Consider the following 17,771-nt stretch of genomic DNA (forward strand, 5'->3'; position numbering starts at 1 on the left):
TTTAAATGCGCCTTTGTTGTCAGCCTAGCTGGGGATCTTCATATGAAACGGTTAAAAGCTATATTGAGCACCTACATATACGTAGCGACCAGCACCACCGCCGTATGCGCTATAGTAGTTACCACGGCCATATGGATAGAAGTCACCTTTATTATCAAACACGTTATTTACACCACCGAATACGCGCAGTTGGCTCTGTTCACCAAGTGACATGGTGTAAGACGCTGAAAGGCTGTGCTTTAAGAACGAGCCATAATCTTGGTAGGCAAGTTTTTCTGGGTTACTGATACAGGTATCTTCACCAGCCTCACAGCGGGCATCGTTTTCGGCAATATACTCTTGATAGTCTTCTTCAAGACTCTGGCTTGCTTTAAACGAGCCTAAGTAATTTGTGCGCCAGCGAATACGTAAGTTATCGTTACGCCATGTAACTGACATTGATGCTTTATCTTTGCTGCTGCCATAACCTGCGTAGTGACTGGTTACCAAGCTGCCATCAAGGCCTTCATAAGTTTGCGAGTTTTCGATTACATGGTTGTAATCTAGTTTAAACGACAACTGACCCAGGTTATCTAAGTCTAATTTGTACTGTGCAACCACGTCATAACCGCGCGCTGTTAGCTCATCGAGGTTATATTGACGTTGCAAGATTTTAATAATATTACCTTCGCTGTTACGGGTAATGTCATTACAAAATACGTTGTCTTCGCCCCATGCTGCTTCTGAGTTGTAGCACTCACGCATGATGTTTTCATTACTGATCTGCGAAATCGCATCAACAATGGCGATATCATAGTAATCAACGGCAAGATTAAAGTTTTCTAAAAAGGTTGGAGCCACTGTAACCCCAAAGGTATAGGTATCAGCGGTTTCTTCTTTTAGGTTTTCGTTACCAGTACCCGGTGAATAGCTGTTGTTCTCATCGCTAAACTCAAAGTTAGGATCAGCAGCAAGTTGTGCTGCTAATGTAGGCTCCTTACGGCAGTTATCGTGACCTGGTTTAGTCGATGTTGCCGTTAAACCGTCACAAATATCGTCATAGCTGTCGTAATCGCCACGTGGTGGTGACATAAGCTCGGTGATCGTTGGCGCACGTTGAGCTCGGGCGTAGTTTGCTCTAAATGCATAGCCCTCGATTGGCTCCCAAAATACACCTAGCTTGTAGCTGGCAACGGTGTTGACGTTTTCCATGCTGTAGTTAGCTAAACGTAATGAAGTTTCTGCGCTTAAGCTTTTTGCTAAAGGAGCATCTTTTAACAGCGGGATCGCAAGCTCTGCAAAGGCTTCGTAGACTTCAGCTTCACCATAAAAATTTGGTACATAGTTAAAGGTAATACCGCCAGCTTTCATGTCGTCGCTGGTTGATAGGTCTTGGCTGTCTTTACGGTATTCACCACCAAATACTGCGGATACTGAGCCTGCTGGTAATTCAAATAAATCACCCGTTATGTAGCCAACCACACCGTATTGCTTTATTTCGGTATCAATAATTGGGTTAGTGCGGATCCAAGCCGCCATCTCTTCGGTGATAGAGCCTTCACCAAATAAGTTAATTGGTACACAGCCTTCAGCGCGAGCTGCTTCATCAATACATTGAATGGTGCCATCCGCTAACTGTTCAGCTTGCAAAGCTTGATTAAGTTTTACGGTATTTAATTCATTGCTGCGAATTTGGTGCTGGGTAAAACGACCATAACTTGCAGATAGATCCCAGTCCCACTCATCGTTAAATAACGTGCCTTGAAGACCTGCCCAGCTACGAATCGTTTTACGGGTATTATCTGTGCTGATATTACCGACTTCGCTGAAGCGGCGATCCCAATAAATGCGATCTTTGTATGGGTTGGCATCGAGGATTTCTTGCGGCACATACGGGTTGTCGATTGGGATATAACCCGGTGCTACATCTGCAAGGGGCTCGCCAGTAGTAGGGTCGTAACGTGGTACATACGCACCTTCGTATTCATCTTCAGGCGACTTATTGTTAAACGAGCCACTTTCGCTGTATTGAACTTGTGCGTAAAACATCACATCGTCAGTTAAGTCATAATCAATTTTAACTGCCGCAGACACGTTATCGCTTGGAACATCAAGCATTACGTATTGATTTGAGTTAATACCGTAAATTTCTTCATTGCCTTTCCAGTCATCACGTAGAGTTTGACCGTCATACCAAAACTGCGTGTCGTTGCGGCTGTTTTCTAAAAATACACCGCCCGGAATACCATCACTTTTGCTAACCCAGTCAGCTTGCGTGATGTCACGCATACATTGATCGCCATCTGCTGTTTGCATTACATTACACATGCGATCTGGATCGTAATCGTAACTATCTTCAATTTGTGCGCGTTTACGATCGTAAAAAGTCATACCAAAATCACGGTCCCAGTTGGCACTGAAATAAGCGTAGCCACGCTCATTAGCAAACGAGGTACCGTAGTTTAAATCAAGGGTAAATTCTTTACCGCCGCCATCAGTGGTTTCACCTGTGTTCGCTTTAAAATCAAAGCCTTCTTTTTTTGATTGGGTGATAATATTCACCACACCTGCTACGGCATCAGCGCCATAGGTCGCCGATGCACCGCCACTGATTATCTCCACGCGCTCTACCATGCCGCTTGGAATGGTATTTAAACTAACATAGTTGCCGCTGTAGCTATTTGATACAACACGACGGCCATCAATCAGTGTTAGAGTGCGGTTAGCACCTAAATCTCGTAGTTGGACGGTAGATAACCCCGTTGCTGAAACACTTGATTGGCTGGTGGTGTTACCTATGCTCTCACTTAGAGCTGGCATGTTATCAACAAGAATATCTGATAAATTGGTTAAACCGGTATCGGCAATGGCTTCACGGTCCATTGTGACCAGCGGTGTAGGAATTGAAAAGCTATCACGCTTAATACGCGAACCCGTTACAACAATTTTTTCAGGCTCTTCAGTTTGTTCATTAGCTGTTGGGGTGGTGTTGGCGGTGCGGGCAATCTCAGCTTCATTGGCAAATGCATGTTGGCTAAAACCACTGGCAACAGCAAGTGCAATAGCACAGGGTTTGGTTAGTAGATTTCTCACAGGTGTTCCTAGTTGTTTTATTTTTAATTTTTAGAACCAGAGTGATGCTCTTTTTAAGGGCAGTTAAAATTTACAGTGAGCAACACTCTGGCTGGTCGGTATTGACGTAAAAATATTTATAGAAATGTGAACTTAACTACAATCTTAGGTGGCTCGTTTATGTCTCTATTTTATATCTACTGAATATCTATTTATTTAAAATCAGCGAGTTAAGAAATGTTCATTGTTAACTGTTTTGCAACGTTAAAGCTGGTGAAAGAAACGCTTTTAAGATAAATTGATAGGGCTTTATACTGCTGTACTTCTAAAATGGGGTTTTATTTAGAGTTAATGGAAACATCTAATCGCGCGTATCGGCTGGGTTCTTGTGTTATTAACCCACTCGAAAACAAACTTAACTGTAATGGTACTGAACAGATACTACAGCCTAAGTTTGTTGAACTATTAGGGTGTTTAGTCGCACGGTATCCTGAGCCCATCACACGCGAAGAGCTCATTAATCATGTGTGGGATGGTAACTTTTATGTTGGTGAAAAAGCCTTAACAAATGCTATTTGGCATCTACGAAAAGCATTTAAAGAACTCGACCCAGAAAAAACTTACATAGAGACACTACGTAAAACGGGCTATCGTGTTTTGTTAAAGCCTGAGCCAATAGATACAGCTGATAAAGAAAAGTCAGTGGGTATTAGCATCACTACTGCGCAAATTCGTCAGCTGTTTGTGGCAATGTGTGTAATTAGTCTTGTGGTAATGTATTGGCTGTTCTCTTCGCCTTCGGAACAAATAAAGTCAAGCTTTGTGTTACCGCTTAATAGCATCGAAAGTGTTACTGCAAGCCCAGGTCGCGAGATTTACCCTTCAATTTCTAATGATCAGCACTATTTGGTGTATTCATGGCGACAGCTCGGTAAACCAAATAACTTATATTTACGCGATTTACATTTTCCTGAGCATCCAGCCAAGCAACTAACTGACTCTCCTTATACAGAAGGGCGCTCTGTGTTCAGCCCAGATGCAAATACTTTGTACTATTACCGCATGGGGTCTGATGTCTGTGAAATTGTTAAGTTGTCTTTGATTAATGCCACCAGTGTCGTATTAGGGGAGTGTAGTAATAAATATCCGACTGATCTCGATATTAGTAGTGATGGTAAAACCTTAGTCTATATTGCTGATCACACCACGCAATCAGGTGACTATGTCACTCGTATCAAACTGCTCGATTTACAGGCAAAACAAACAAATGAAACGTTTATTCCTTGTAATGATGACTGCGAAACTGTGTATGAGTCTGTGTCGTTTTCACCAGATGCACAGCGAGTTGTGGTTACGCGTAATGTTAAAAACAACCAAAAAGCGCTGTTTTTAATTGATGTAAAAACAGGGCAAAGCCAACGCCTAACTCATGATTTTGTTGATATTCATGGTGTAGATTGGCATCCATCTAAAGCGCAATTGGCGTTTAGTGCAGTTGAGGGTGGCAAACGTTATGGCTACTTCTACGATATTGATAATCAAACCCTAATCAACACGCAAATCGCTGGCATGAGCTCTCCTAACTACAGTAGCGATGGCAGTGTTTATTATCATCAGTGGGATTTAGATAAGGTGATCACGCGTCTGAAAATAGACGAACAAGTGGCCAGTTCACCGTTTTCTATGTTATCGACCAATTTTAGCTCGCTATTCCCAGAATATAATCAGCAGCAAAACAAACTGCTGTATGTGTCGAATGAATCGGGCAGTTCACAGCTTTGGATTGTTAACCCCGATAGCAGCTCGCGAAAGCAGCTTACTGACTTTGCACATAACACCGGGGAAATTCGTGACCCAACTTGGTCAGCCGATGGACGCTATATTTTGTTTTCATTGTATGACAATGGCAGTACCCGCTTATATTTTTATGATTTCAAAGTAGAGCAAAGCCAACAAATCAAACTGCCATTTAGCCATGCTGTTAAACCCAAGTTTAGTGCTGATAGCCAGCATATTTTAGTCTCTGATGGAGACTATCTTTACCGTTATGACTTAACAGCAAAAAGCTTCGGTAAAGCAGTTGAAGTGCCAGCGCAGTATGGTGTTGAAACACAAACAGGTGATATTTTATTTACTAACTCGCGCCATGCTATTTGGATTAAACATCATGATACGGGTGTAGAAGAAATGCTGGTGAATGATATTAAATTAGCGCGCAGCTATGCATGGTTGCTAGTGGCAAAGAATGCTTATCATGAGGGACGTATTTATTACTATAAAGAACGCTTAGGTGATTACCGTATTAGCTACTATGACTTAGCAAGTAAGCAGCATCATGATTTAATTGCTTTACCAGAGCGTGCTTATAGTCGCTCATCGGGCCTGACCTACATACCCAATGAGCGTTGGCTGGTTTACACTGCGTATTTATCGCCTGAGATAGAAATCAAACGCTTACCCGCAGCCTATTTACCAAAGTAATTAACACTTTCGGTAGATATCAGCATCCATATCGTAAATATTAACGCTTAGGCTATACGAGCGGCGACAGTATGTTCTTAAGCAACTTAGTAATTGCTCACTGAGCATTTGCTTTTGCTCTATGGTTCTTCCTGCCATGATTGATGCGCCGATGTGAATAAAGCCATCTTTGCCTTCACCTAATTCGTAATGCTGATAAGCAATTGCACGAGTCTTTATGGTCGAAAGCTCAAATAAGCCAGAGTCAAAAACGGCTTGGTGAACTTTTTCAACTAACACTTGTGGCAGAATTGGCAAATCTTCTGAGTGTTCTATAACAATGTGCGGCATGGGGTCTTCCTTAAAAGCGGTAACTAAAACCGATGTTTGTCTGAAATTGGTTTAACACATCACCATCAAAGTGCCATAGACATTGATTGTCTTCTGATGTTGGTAAAGTGCACGATACGTTACTTGCATTATTTACAATAGTTGCCAGCCAGCGAGTTTCAACATAAACCCGTGCTTGTTCAGTAAATAAATAATCGACGCCTGCATAAAGGCCCGAGGTAAAATACGTATCTGAGTCGGCAAAGTCAGTGCTGACGTGGTTTGCGCCAATTTGGGCGCCAACAAAGCTAACCACACGATTAGCCAGTGGCACTTCTATGGCACTTTGAAATAGCAGGTATTGCATCTCGACTTGCTTGTTGGTTTGGTCTTTCATATCAAGCTCGGTTGCCGAATAGAAGAAGCCATAGCGAGCATTATCAATGGTTCTATCGAAGCTGACAGTAAAATGGCTGTCATCCTCAAGCTCAATCTTTAGATTTTCTTCGGTTTGCACCGAGTTAGTAAAGTTTTTGCCGAAACCGGCGCTAATTGAGTAGCCAGCTTGAGCTGTACTACTTAAGAACATGAAACACAGTAAACCAAGCGATTTTTTCATTGTTTAGGTGCTCGTTGTTGAAGATATTTTGAGATAGTATTGAAACATAGCAAGCAAATCGTTGTAAACGGACAACTATCGCTTTTTAATAAGGAACACTAGGATGAAGTTACTAAAATTAGCTGGACTTACTGCGTCACTTATTTTGTTGAGTGGCTGCTCGGATGATGCTGCTTCGGTAAGTTTAGGGTTATTTACTACAAAAGACATTAAAGTAGTATCACAACAAGACCCAATTATTAGCGGTGTAACCTGTCACATCAGCCACATTGAAGCCAACCTAGACTTTGCTGATCCTTCTGATATGTCTATTGCCTGTCGTCAAACAGGGCCTATTACAGCGGAACAATTACAAAAAATAGATCGTAGTAAATCGGGTGAGGTGGTTTTTAAATCATCAAAAAGTATTTTATTTAAGTCGTTAAAAGTGCGCCGTATTTATGATGCGCCAACACGTACACTTTTATATTTGTCGTATTCAACAAAAGAATCAAGTGGCAGTCATCATCACGCTTTATCAACAGTGCCTTTGTATAACACTGATGCATGGCAATGGGCACAATCACAAGAGTAATTTATGTTAGCGTTATTTAAATCAAGTCCCCTTATTGATGAGCAAGAGCAGCAGTGGCTAATTGATACCTTTTTGTGGGCTGTTGAGCACTTTGATAGTGATTATTTTTTAAAGCATACGAAAATCATTTTACCTAATGGACAGTTCTTTCCTGATAGGGTATCGAGTGTAGCCGAAATGGCTGAAAAGGTATTTAGTCGGGTGGTTGATTATGCGGGTATGCAGGCGTGGCCAATTAACTTGGTTGCACCTTCTGGGCTGACACCTCAGGTGTTTCCACACTTCGAATTTTTAGACGCAATACGCGGCGAAAATGTACAGTTAATCGTTCCTGCAAATCATCACGTGAATATTTCATATAACCCGAACCAAATAAATCAGCCACAAGATTTAGTCGCCAGTTTTGCAGGGACATTAGCGACGATTTTGATTCACCATGTGGGTGTGTTACCACCTGGCGGTAAAGAGTATTTACCGCAGGCAAGTGATGCGTTGGCATGTTATTTAGGCTTTGGGGTGATGATGAGCAATACGGTGTATCAATTTAAAGGAGGTTGTGGCTGCGGTTATAACCCATATGCTAATCGTCAAGCGGCGCTGACTGAGCCACAAACGCTGTTTATGCATGCGCTGGTTACACACTTTAAAGGGGACAGTCAGTCGAAGACGTTTTTAAAGCCACATCTTCGCAGCCAATATAAAAAAGCGCAAAAACAAATTAAAGCTCTCATGCATGACAGTGCTAATCCTATGTTATTGGCATTAGATCAAAAAGCGATAGGGTAAGTAGTTGTGCAGTATCTAGATGAGTTTTTATTGATTGCCATTGCCCATTTTTTTGCGGTAGCCAGTCCTGGACCTGACTTTGCGATAGTGCTTAAGCAAAGTATTCAGCAAGGACGTAAAAATGCACTTTGGACTAGCGCTGGTGTTGGCGCAGCTATTTTGTTGCATATTGCCTATTGTGTATTAGGTGTAGCGTTAATTTTATCGCAGTCGCCTAGCTTATTTATGGCTTTAAAATACATAGCGGGGGCTTATCTGGCTTACTTAGGCGTGCAAGCTTTACGCAGTGCCAAGCCGAGCGATAGTAAACAGCAACCCCTTGCTCAGGCTGAGCCAGAATCGGTGTATAAAGCATTTCGACGCGGGTTTTTTACCAATGCACTTAACCCTAAAGCAACCCTGTTTTTTATGTCGTTATTTACCCTCGTAATTAGCCCTGAGACACCCGTTTTAGTTCAAGCTGGTTATGGCTTATATATGGCTATTGCAACTTGGCTATGGTTTTCATTTTTATCTTTGGTGCTATCAAAAGCATCGGTTCGTTCATTTTTCTTAAAAAGCGGGTACTGGTTTGATAGAGGCATAGGTATTGTGCTTATTGCGTTAGCTATTCGCGTTGTTGTGTGAGGTGACTATGACTATTTATAACTTTTCATTTGGGTCAAATATGTCTTCGAGCCGTTTGCTTGCAAGGCTTCCAGAAGCAAAGCGTATTGGCACAGCTATTTTAAAAGGCTATGAGCTTACGTTTGATATGGTCAGTACCGACGGCTCTGCAAAGTGTAGTATTCGCGAAACAGATAATACTGATGCCTTGGTGTATGGCGTGGTATATCAGCTCAATGAGATGGAAAAGTCGATTCTTGATGAAATTGAAGGCCCGCGTTATGACTGTGTAGATATCACCGTTGAGCTTATTGATGGCGAGCGTGTATCAGCTCATTGCTACATTGCCAATACCGTTGATGACTCACTTTTACCATTCGACTGGTATCTTCAGCACGTTCATCGCGGAGCGCTTGAAGCGGGCGTACCAAATCATTACAGTGAAGCAATACTCGCAAGACAAAGTTGCGATGATCCAGATAAAACCCGGGCAGCGAGAGAATTCGCTATTCACAACAATAAAAATCACCAAGGGACATTATGATATTCCGTAAATTAGCCGTTGCAGCGGCATTGTTATCAAGCTGTTCATTTTACAGTTATGCCGACATTGATACTAAAAAAATAGAAGACGTTATCGAAACCTCAATGGCGCGTTTTGATGTGCCGGGTATGGCAGTGGCGATTGTTGAAAATGATAAAGTCGTGTTAGCAAAAGGCTTTGGTATCGCAAACCTTGATACTGGTAAAAAAGTGAATAAAGACACTTTATTTGGTATCGCGTCAAACACCAAAGCATTTACTGCCGCAGCGTTAGCTAAATTGATTGATGAAGGTAAGCTCAGTTGGGATGACAAAGTAATCGATCACTTACCTGAGTTTCGTTTATATGACCCTTATGTAACCCGTGAAATGACCATTCGCGATTTATTAAGCCATCGCAGCGGATTAGGTTTAGGGCAAGGCGATTTAATGATTTGGCCTGATACTGACAAATCAATTGATGAAATTATTGCGGGCCTTAAGTATTTAAAACCGGCGAGTAGTTTTCGTAGTAAATACGCGTATAACAACCTGATGTTTGTAACCGCAGGTGAAGTGGTTGCGCGTGTGTCTGGTATGAGCTGGAATGATTACATTGAGAAAAATATTCTCGAGCCACTCGATATGAAAAACTCACGTGCAGGGTTTTCACGCATTCCTAGTAGTAATAAAAACTGGGCGACGGGCCATATTCCAATGGATGGTCAATTACATCCATTTTTTGTGAACTACCTTGAAGATTTCCGTGGTGCAGGTGCAATCGCTTCTAGTGTGAGCGATATGAGCCAATGGCTACGCACGCAGCTTGCGCATGGTAAAATGCCAAATGGTCAGCAGTTATTCACTGAAAAGCAGCAACAACAAATGTGGCACCCGCACATTACCTCACTGGCATCAAAAAGCGCTTACGAAGCTTATCATCAACAATTTAGAGGTTATGGTTTAGGCTGGAGCATTGAAGACTTTCACGGTATTAAAAAACTGGGTCACGGTGGCGGCATCTTAGGCATGGTGTCTCAAGTGACGCTACTACCAGAGAAAAACCTTGGTATTGTTATTCTAAGTAACCAGCAAGCATTTAGTGCGCTATCTGCGGTGACCTATGAAGTGCTTGAAGATGCGTTAGATCTTGAAGACAAAGATTGGGTCGAAGAGTTGGCTAAAAAGCATTTCGAAAACAAAGAAAAAGCGTACGCAAATGCAAAACCAGAAACGCCAGCAGATTATCAACCAAAACTGCCAAACATCAACTACACAGGCACACTACATGACAACTGGTACGGTGATGTGGTCATTGAAGAATTAAATGGTCAGTTACGTATTGATTTTACTCATACAAAGCGTTTGAAAGGCCAGCTTGAGCATTACACCGGCAATACCTTTATTGTTAAGTGGGATGAAAAGTTACTTGAGGCCGATGCCTTTATTGAGTTTCAAATGAGCCCAGATAACCGTGTGAGTAGTGCGAAAATGCGGGCTGTCTCTACTGAAGTAACTGACTTTAGTTTTGATTTTAGAAATCTAGATTTACACGCTAAAAAGTAAACAAAAGTCGCAAAGCCACCATCAGGTGGCTTTGTTATACTGGGGGAAAATAATCCAAGGAGTGTATTATGAGAACGGCTGTAATAACTCACCCATTTTGCCGTAAGCATAAAATGATTGACGATCACCCTGAATGTCCAGCACGCTTAGATGTGATCACAGACCGTTTACTCGCCAGTGGTGTTGATGTTGCAATTACTCACTTACAAGCTCCTAAAGCTACCCGAGACGATTTTTTACGTGCTCATGACGAATCTCTCGTTAACCACGTCGAGCAGACTATTCCTGATGAAGGGCTCGCTGAATTAGACGGCGATACTTGGTTATGCCCAGATTCAATGAAAGCAATTGAACGCGCTGTAGGCGCTGGATTATTAGCGGTTGACGAAATTCTTGCTGATAATCTCGACGCGGCTTTTTGCTCCGTTAGACCGCCAGGCCATCATGCAAACCGCAGCACCTCTGCAGGGTTTTGCGTTTTTAATAATCTAGCCATTGCGGTGAAATACGCGCAAAGCAAAGGCGTTAAGCGCATTGCTATTTTGGATTTTGATGTACACCACGGTAATGGTACCCAAGATATCTTTTTAGATGACGACAATGTGTTGTTTTGCTCTTTGTTTCAACATCCGTTTTATCCTAATACTGCCGTTGAAAATAACGCGACTTTAGTTAATTCGCCGCTGCCGATAGCCAGTGATGGTAATGATCTTAAAGCTGTTTACCTTGAGCAGTGGCTACCAAAACTTAATGATTTTAAACCTGAACTGTTGTTTATTAGCGCCGGTTTTGATGCTCACTTAGAAGATGACATGGCAAGCCTCAAATTTGTTGAAGACGATTACGCATGGCTAACTACGCAACTTGCTGAGTTTTGTCAGCAGCAAGAATGCAAGGGGATTGTCTCGTTTTTAGAGGGGGGCTATGCCTTATCAGCCCTTGGTCGAAGTGCCGTGGCGCATATTAAAGCGCTGGTGGATGCACCTTAATCTTCCAGCATCGCAAAGGCTTGCGTTGCAGTAAGCCTAGTTATTTTACTTAAACAGCACACACCTTCTTGTGCTAGATGCTCAGTCACTTTATTAGCAAGCTCCACGTCAGTTAACGCTTTAACACTTTCTCCCTGCAAGTTGACATAGTGCCCTGTTGCTAAAAGTATCCTCGCTTCTTGTTGCTGCTCTTCACTTAAACCATAAATAAAGCTTTCTATATCGGCTTCATCTTCAACTAATGCTAATTCATTAGATGAAAAAATTATCTTAGGAAAAGATGTGTGCATTTATTGTCCTGCGTCAAAGTTGCCAAGGATGAAATGATTATAATTGTCAGTCCATGCAAGAACTAGGATTATTTACCTATGAATCAACCAAGACGACATCAAAAGGTGTGCGATGTATTTTCGCAAAAGCTCGTTTCATGTCCTGCGCATACGCCTTTGGTTGATGCCGTAAGGTTGATGCATGTGCATGGTGTAACCGCCATTTTTATTAAACATGAAAAGTCGATTGTTGGTATCTGGACTGAAGCTGATTGTTTAAAGGTAGATATAACTAATCCCACTTACAAGAATCTTGCAATTCACGAAGTGATGTCGGCACCGGTTATCTCAGTGCCAAGTCAGTATCCAGTAAGTGATGCAACATTACGTTTTCAACAACACGGTATTCGTCATTTATTGGTAATTGACGATAATAGCCAGCCTTTAGGGATGTTGAACCTTTCTGATATCGTTCACAACCAAGGTTTAGACCACTATCTGCAGTTTAGGCCCATTCATGAACAGTATTGTACAGAATTAGAAGTGGTTGATGCCGATACGCCTATTGAGAAAGTGGTTGAACTGATGCGCATGAAACATCTTGAAAGTGTATTGGTTTATAATCAATCACTTGAAATTTATGGCATCATTACCCAGCGTGACATTGTTGAGTTGATTTTACAAACTGAGTGGTTAAACCCATGCTGGGAATACGCGAGTTATCCACTTATTGAAATTGATAATAAAAGTAGTCTTTTTGATGCTTATCGAGTCATGACAGAACGCAATGTGCGTCATTTGGTGGTCAGAGACACCGCTATTTGTGGAGTGATTTCATTTGCTGATTTAATAACAGAGATTGAGTCGGCTTATTGCTGCGAGCTTGAGCGAGCGATTGAACAGCGTGACATTGCTTTGCAAAAATCACAGCGAAACCTTTTTCTTGCAAATAAAATTATTGATGCCTCACTCGATGGCATTATGTTAACCCGTAAAGACGGCACTATTATTCAAGTTAACCCTGCTTTTACTAAACTGACTGGCTTTGCTGAGCATGAAGTTATTGGCAAGCGGCCCAACATTTTAAGTTCAGCAAAACATAGCCGTTCCTTTTATCAAAAAATGTGGCATGCCATTGAATACGAAGGGGTTTGGCAAGGAGAGATCTGTAATCGTAGAAAAGATGGCGAAGAGTATGTTGAGTGGCTAACGATCATTCAGATCAAAGATCCCAATTTTGACGAAGTGCTCTATGCCGCTATTTTTAGTGATATTACAGAGCGCAAACGTGCCGAAGAAAAGATTGCCCAACTTGCCTATTACGATGAGCTGACTGGTCTGCCTAATCGGCGTTTGTTTCATGATAGGTTATCAATTGCATTGAGTGCTGCAAAACGAAATCATGACCTACTGGCGGTGATGTTTATTGACTTAGATCGCTTTAAAGAAGTGAATGATAGTTTAGGGCACGATGCTGGTGATAACTTGCTTGAGCAAGTTGCTGAGCGAATTTTATCGATCCTTCCGGATGGAGATACCTTGGCGCGGTTAGGTGGTGATGAGTTTGTTTTACTATGTGAAGTAAATCGTATTGAAGACTTGCTAAACTTTGCTGAGCAAGTACTTCAACAAGTTAGTATGCCTTTGGCTATTAACGAGCATGTTGTGGCCATTACGGCATCGATTGGCGCAGCGGTTTACCCTGATGATGGTGTAGATAGCGCTACCTTACTTAAGCACGCCGATATTGCGATGTACCGTGCTAAAGAAGTTGGTCGTAATTCATTTCAATTATTTAAACCTGCGATGAATGCGCGCTCTTTAGAGAGACTTGCAATGATGAGCCGGTTACAAAATGCGATTGAGAGTGATGAGTTTGAGCTGTATTTCCAACCTAAGCAGCAGTTAACTTCAGGGAAAATTTTAGGGGCAGAAGCACTCCTACGTTGGCACGAACCAAGTTTAGGGGTGATTTCTCCAGCAAAGTTTATTCCCTTGGCTGAAGAGTTAGGCCTTATTGTAAAGCTAGACTTGTGGGTGATAGAAGAGGCTTGCAAAGAGTTAGTTAATTGGCAGCAACAAGGCATTGAAGCAGGGCGCTTAGCCATTAATATTTCGGCGAATCATTTACGTCAGGGGCAACTTGCGTCGAATGTAGAGCGGTTACTTGAGCACTATGAGGTTAACCCCTACCAGTTAGAGATAGAGCTCACCGAAAGCTGTTTTATTAGTCACTTTAGTGAAGCGAAACAAGAACTCATGGCACTGAAAAAACTCGGTGTGCATATAACTCTTGATGACTTTGGTACGGGTTACTCTGCGCTTAGCTATTTGACTAAATTGCCAATCGACACACTAAAAATTGATGCCAGTTTTATCGCTAAAGTGCCTGATGAATACGGCAATAGTGAAATTGTAACGGCAATCGTCACATTAGCTAAAAGCCTTAATATGCATGTGGTTGCAGAAGGGGTTGAGAAAATAGAGCAGTTAAATTACTTACGTTCACTTAACTGCGATACTATTCAAGGTTATTACTATTGCCGCCCAATTACGAAGCAGCAATGGTATGCCTTTTACCTCAATACCGAAAAAAGTGCCTAAGCTAGGCTAATTTCGTAAGAAGTAAACTTACGAATATTAATGACGCCAGTATCAAAAATTAAGTACTGGCCTTTAATACCTTTTAAAATGCCCGATACTTCTGGCGCTTTATCAAAATTGAAAGAGCTGATTTTGCTAGGGTATTCACTCACTGGATACTCTAGCTCAACAACATCTTCATCTAGTTTTTCAATGGCTGTGGCCCCAAATAGCTCAGCGAGTTCACTGAGTTTTTCATCAATTTGTGGGATAAGCTCTTTGGCAGCGGCTTTCAAATCAATTGCTTCTGATGGGCCTTTTAGCATGTTTCGCCAATTCGTTTTATCAGCAATAAACTTGGCTAGTGCAACTTCAACTAATCCTGATTGCAAGCGAGTTTGTACTTTAAAAATAGGCAGTGCTTGCGTTGCACCTTGGTCAATCCAACGCGTTGGAATTTGTGTATGGCGAGTAATCCCTACCTTTAACCCTGATGTATTCGCTAAGTATACATAGTGTGGGATCATACAGTTTTCTTCGCCCCATTGTGGCTCGCGGCAGGTACCTTTATCGAAGTGGCAGGTTTCAGGCTTCATAATACACATATCACAGCTAGCTAATTTGCGCATACATACAAAGCAGTGTCCTTGTGAGTAACTCTTTTTGGTTTTTTTCCCACAGTTACAACAAAAAATATTGCCCGTAAACGTAAGTGTTAGTGGCTTACCAATATAGTCATTTAATGAAACTAGCTCATCACCAATAGGTAATTGATATTCGACTGGAGAGGTGAGGGTCGACTTTAATTTTCTGAGCGTACCTTGCATCTTCACTTGGCCCCTAAAGATGTTAAAAGAGGCAAGTGTAACATGGTCTATTTAAATTGTGTGGCAATAAACGTTAGATACTCACTTAATGGTATCGCTTTGCTGTAATAATAGCCTTGGCCTTGATCTGCGCCCATTTTTATAAGCATCTGTTCTGTTTCTTGATCTTCTATGCCTTCAATGGTGATATTCATATCGAGGTTATGGGCCATATCAATGGCTGTTTTCACGATAACTTGGTTGTTGTCGTTAGTTGTTAAATCAAGGGTAAATGATTTATCTACCTTGATAGTGCTAAATGAATAATTAACCAGATAATTGAGCGATGAGTAACCTGTACCAAAGTCATCTAAAACCACTTGGCTACCTAGTTTATTGAGCTCATTGATGAAAGATACCATTTCATTATGGTTTTTAATTAGCGCGAACTCGGTAAGCTCAAACTTTAATTGGCTGGCCATAATGCCATGCTTCATGATGGTATTTTCAACTTTTTCAATAAGCTTTGGAATGGTGAGATTTTTGGCACTTAAATTAACACTGATTGTATGGTCACGATAACCATGCTGATTAAGGCTTGCAACACTTTGACAGGCTTGATCAATTACCCATAAGGTAAGCTCGTTTATTAGCCCTGTGCGCTCAGCTAATAGGATCAGCTGCTCAATATGGATCTCTTTATCGGCGCAAGGCCAGCGTAATAAAGCTTCTGCGCCTGCCACTTTGCCTGTATTTAAGTTGATAATTGGTTGCAGGTAGATAGCTAAATTATTGTTTCGAATAGCGTGTTGCAGTGCAGCAGCTAAACTTAGATTCATATCTACATGAGGTTTTGCATGTTCAATATTATATTGAGGTCGTTGAGACAAGCTTAAGTAACCACGCTGTAACCAGGCATCAAATCCGTCGTCAGCAATCGGTTCTGCGACACTGCAGCGATAGTTAAGTTGTAGGTCAAGACCCAAAATGCTGTATTGTTTTGGCAACTGTTTCAATAAGTCGTTAAGCTCTGCATAGAGCTCCTCTGGTGGCTGAATCTTTGTAGAGATAAATGCCAGTATTCCGTTTCCTAAGTCTGCTATTTTAGGGCTGTTATCGAGGGCTGACTCAAGGTTAATGAATTGCCTACGTTTACTTACTTGACGTTCTAGAGAATCAGCAACTGTGATGATGATATGACTGCTTTGTGTTGAATTTAGAATATTCATCAGTGCAGTGAATTGCTCTATCTTTATAAGGCACAGATTAGCTGATCTTTGTTGTTTTTTCAGAACCATATAAGCTTGTTTGAGCATGGCCTGATTTAGAAGTTGTGTTTGTTGAGTATGAGTTGCGTGATAGAGAGCTTTCTCTCTTTGATAGCGCACTCTATCTGCTAGAGCCATAGCCATTAATACAATCTCGCATAAAATAGCGACTAAAAATATATGCCTAACGGTAAAGCTATAAGGGATAAAGCCGGTAAGTTCTAACGGTTGAATTGCTGCGCCAACAATCAGAGGGACCCATGACATCACATAAAATTTTGCCCACCGAAAGCCACTCACTAATTTTTTATAAATCATGCAAATACATAAAATGTACAGCGGCACCATAATGGCAAAGAAAATTTTTGATGAGTGGTATTCGAGCATAAAAAAGCTAATTAAGCTTAAGCTGAACAGTAGGGCTAAAAAGCTGAGACTAAGTTTATATAAGCGGCAATTGTCTTTGTGGTAGCGTAAAAACATGGTGCAAAAAGCAACGGTAAAAAAGGCAATAGCGTAGTTACTAAATACCACCTGTTTATTTAAAAATAACTGCCACGATAATGGCCAGAGATAAAAGCCAAAGCCGAGCACTGAGCCCATTAATAACAGCGCCGAAATAATATAGCCAATGTAAATTAGGTATACACGATCTCGTATGCCAAAAAATAACACTAGGTTATAGAGCGCAGCCATGATCAGCACACCAATAAAAATTCCCCATACACCCACTTGTGCGCGAACTAAATCTTGAAATTCATTTTTACCATAGATGTTAATAGGCGTTTTACTGATCCCCACGGTATCAACTTTAATGATGATGGATGTTTGCTCATTACCATTAAGAGTGAAAGACGTATGTGGGGTACTGTATTTAAATAGGCTTAGATCAGGTACTTTATCGCCTAACACTGTTTTTTTAATAAGCTGTTGTTGTGTGTTTACACGGTAAACAGTGAGGTAATCAACCATAGGGTTATCAAAGTGAATAATGAGATCAATCGGCTTCGTTTGACGGTTTTCTAAGTCAAGTTTTAACCAGTAATCTTGAGCGCCTAAATGCCACTCAATTTGCGAGAATGGCTTTTTTATAAGTTGTTCTGGCTCTGCAAGAAATTGGTTAAGGGTGAGAGATTTACTTTGGTCAATACGATAAGCCATTTGAGAATACACTGGCGCTGTCTTATCAATTGTATAGCGAGTTGGACTGGCCAGATGCGCGCACAAATTGGCGATGATAAAAAACAAAGTAGCAAGAATAAAAAAAGAAACAAAATTATATTTCAATGCTTTATTATTCAAAACGCGTTCTTTATCTAGTTAATTATTCTTAATAGCTGTC

Annotated in this window: 14 protein-coding genes; 8 read left to right on the plus strand and 6 right to left on the minus strand. The window is 41.3% G+C overall.

Annotated elements, in window-relative coordinates; genetic code table 11:
* Nucleotides 1-51: 51 nt before the first annotated feature.
* On the minus strand, nt 52-3,072 hold the full coding sequence (locus L1264_RS07815) for a TonB-dependent receptor domain-containing protein (RefSeq protein WP_199527363.1): 3,021 nt from the start codon (nt 3,070-3,072) through the stop codon (nt 52-54).
* A 330-nt stretch (nt 3,073-3,402) separates the two neighbouring features.
* Between L1264_RS07815 and L1264_RS07820 the strand changes: the two genes are divergently transcribed.
* On the plus strand, nt 3,403-5,532 hold the full coding sequence (locus L1264_RS07820; protein WP_235403857.1) for a winged helix-turn-helix domain-containing protein: 2,130 nt from the start codon (nt 3,403-3,405) through the stop codon (nt 5,530-5,532).
* On the opposite strand, the gene L1264_RS07825 is transcribed toward L1264_RS07820, so the two are convergent.
* Together L1264_RS07825 and L1264_RS07830 are read right to left on the minus strand one after the other, a co-directional pair.
* Entirely contained in the window at nt 5,533-5,862 is a 330-nt protein-coding gene (locus L1264_RS07825) for a 5-carboxymethyl-2-hydroxymuconate Delta-isomerase (RefSeq protein WP_054560998.1), read from the minus strand.
* A gap of 10 nt (nt 5,863-5,872) precedes the next feature.
* Complete coding sequence (locus L1264_RS07830; RefSeq protein WP_135926119.1) at nt 5,873-6,460, minus strand: outer membrane beta-barrel protein; 588 nt, start codon at nt 6,458-6,460, stop codon at nt 5,873-5,875.
* 103 nt (nt 6,461-6,563) lie between these two features.
* Here L1264_RS07830 and L1264_RS07835 point away from each other — a divergent pair, with 103 nt between their 5' ends.
* The 6 genes from L1264_RS07835 to L1264_RS07860 all read left to right on the plus strand — a co-directional run bounded on the left by L1264_RS07835 (nt 6,564) and on the right by L1264_RS07860 (nt 11,503).
* The gene (locus tag L1264_RS07835) at nt 6,564-7,034 is read left to right on the plus strand and encodes a CreA family protein (protein WP_135926118.1); all 471 of its coding nucleotides are present in this window, start codon (nt 6,564-6,566) and stop codon (nt 7,032-7,034) included.
* 3 nt (nt 7,035-7,037) lie between these two features.
* Complete coding sequence (locus L1264_RS07840) at nt 7,038-7,820, plus strand: hypothetical protein (RefSeq protein WP_135926117.1); 783 nt, start codon at nt 7,038-7,040, stop codon at nt 7,818-7,820.
* A gap of 6 nt (nt 7,821-7,826) precedes the next feature.
* Complete coding sequence (locus tag L1264_RS07845) at nt 7,827-8,447, plus strand: LysE family translocator (protein WP_199527366.1); 621 nt, start codon at nt 7,827-7,829, stop codon at nt 8,445-8,447.
* A gap of 7 nt (nt 8,448-8,454) precedes the next feature.
* Complete coding sequence (locus L1264_RS07850; RefSeq protein WP_135926115.1) at nt 8,455-8,970, plus strand: gamma-glutamylcyclotransferase family protein; 516 nt, start codon at nt 8,455-8,457, stop codon at nt 8,968-8,970.
* A complete protein-coding gene (locus tag L1264_RS07855; RefSeq protein ID WP_199527367.1) occupies nt 8,967-10,514 on the plus strand; it encodes a serine hydrolase in 1,548 nt (515 codons plus the stop codon). Before L1264_RS07850 ends, L1264_RS07855 begins: the two co-directional genes overlap by 4 nt.
* A 68-nt stretch (nt 10,515-10,582) precedes the next feature.
* Nucleotides 10,583-11,503: a histone deacetylase family protein gene (locus L1264_RS07860; RefSeq protein WP_135926113.1), complete on the plus strand. Its 921-nt coding sequence runs from the start codon at nt 10,583-10,585 to the stop codon at nt 11,501-11,503.
* On the opposite strand, the gene L1264_RS07865 is transcribed toward L1264_RS07860, so the two are convergent.
* On the minus strand, nt 11,500-11,793 hold the full coding sequence (locus L1264_RS07865) for a hypothetical protein (protein ID WP_199527368.1): 294 nt from the start codon (nt 11,791-11,793) through the stop codon (nt 11,500-11,502). The two genes, L1264_RS07860 and L1264_RS07865, sit on opposite strands and share 4 nt — an antisense overlap.
* Before the next feature lie 78 nt (nt 11,794-11,871).
* On the opposite strand from L1264_RS07865, the gene L1264_RS07870 reads away from it, so the two are divergent.
* Nucleotides 11,872-14,376, plus strand: coding sequence for an EAL domain-containing protein (locus L1264_RS07870; RefSeq protein WP_199527369.1), 2,505 nt, complete (start codon nt 11,872-11,874; stop codon nt 14,374-14,376).
* Here the strand turns inward: L1264_RS07870 and L1264_RS07875 are convergent.
* Nucleotides 14,373-15,182: a DUF2797 domain-containing protein gene (locus L1264_RS07875; protein ID WP_135926110.1), complete on the minus strand. Its 810-nt coding sequence runs from the start codon at nt 15,180-15,182 to the stop codon at nt 14,373-14,375. The two genes, L1264_RS07870 and L1264_RS07875, sit on opposite strands and share 4 nt — an antisense overlap.
* Before the next feature lie 47 nt (nt 15,183-15,229).
* Nucleotides 15,230-17,731 carry an EAL domain-containing protein gene (locus L1264_RS07880; protein ID WP_199527370.1) on the minus strand — a complete coding sequence of 834 codons (2,502 nt, stop codon included), beginning with the start codon at nt 17,729-17,731 and terminating at the stop codon, nt 15,230-15,232.
* Nucleotides 17,732-17,771: the final 40 nt, after the last annotated feature.

Origin of the sequence: Pseudoalteromonas sp. APAL1 (assembly GCF_021532475.1) — a bacterium.
In the GTDB taxonomy this organism is placed as follows: domain Bacteria; phylum Pseudomonadota; class Gammaproteobacteria; order Enterobacterales; family Alteromonadaceae; genus Pseudoalteromonas; species Pseudoalteromonas lipolytica_C.

Bases quoted from the DNA above. Each gene is read 5' to 3' on its own strand.
- L1264_RS07830 (WP_135926119.1), bottom strand. From the start codon at position 6,460: ATGAAAAAATCGCTTGGTTTACTGTGTTTCATGTTCTTAAGTAGTACA.
- L1264_RS07840 (WP_135926117.1), top strand. From the start codon at position 7,038: ATGTTAGCGTTATTTAAATCAAGTCCCCTTATTGATGAGCAAGAGCAG.
- L1264_RS07835 (WP_135926118.1), top strand. From the start codon at position 6,564: ATGAAGTTACTAAAATTAGCTGGACTTACTGCGTCACTTATTTTGTTG.
- L1264_RS07820 (WP_235403857.1), top strand. From the start codon at position 3,403: ATGGAAACATCTAATCGCGCGTATCGGCTGGGTTCTTGTGTTATTAAC.
- L1264_RS07850 (WP_135926115.1), top strand. From the start codon at position 8,455: ATGACTATTTATAACTTTTCATTTGGGTCAAATATGTCTTCGAGCCGT.
- L1264_RS07865 (WP_199527368.1), bottom strand. From the start codon at position 11,793: ATGCACACATCTTTTCCTAAGATAATTTTTTCATCTAATGAATTAGCA.
- L1264_RS07875 (WP_135926110.1), bottom strand. From the start codon at position 15,182: ATGCAAGGTACGCTCAGAAAATTAAAGTCGACCCTCACCTCTCCAGTC.
- L1264_RS07860 (WP_135926113.1), top strand. From the start codon at position 10,583: ATGAGAACGGCTGTAATAACTCACCCATTTTGCCGTAAGCATAAAATG.
- L1264_RS07870 (WP_199527369.1), top strand. From the start codon at position 11,872: ATGAATCAACCAAGACGACATCAAAAGGTGTGCGATGTATTTTCGCAA.
- L1264_RS07825 (WP_054560998.1), bottom strand. From the start codon at position 5,862: ATGCCGCACATTGTTATAGAACACTCAGAAGATTTGCCAATTCTGCCA.
- L1264_RS07855 (WP_199527367.1), top strand. From the start codon at position 8,967: ATGATATTCCGTAAATTAGCCGTTGCAGCGGCATTGTTATCAAGCTGT.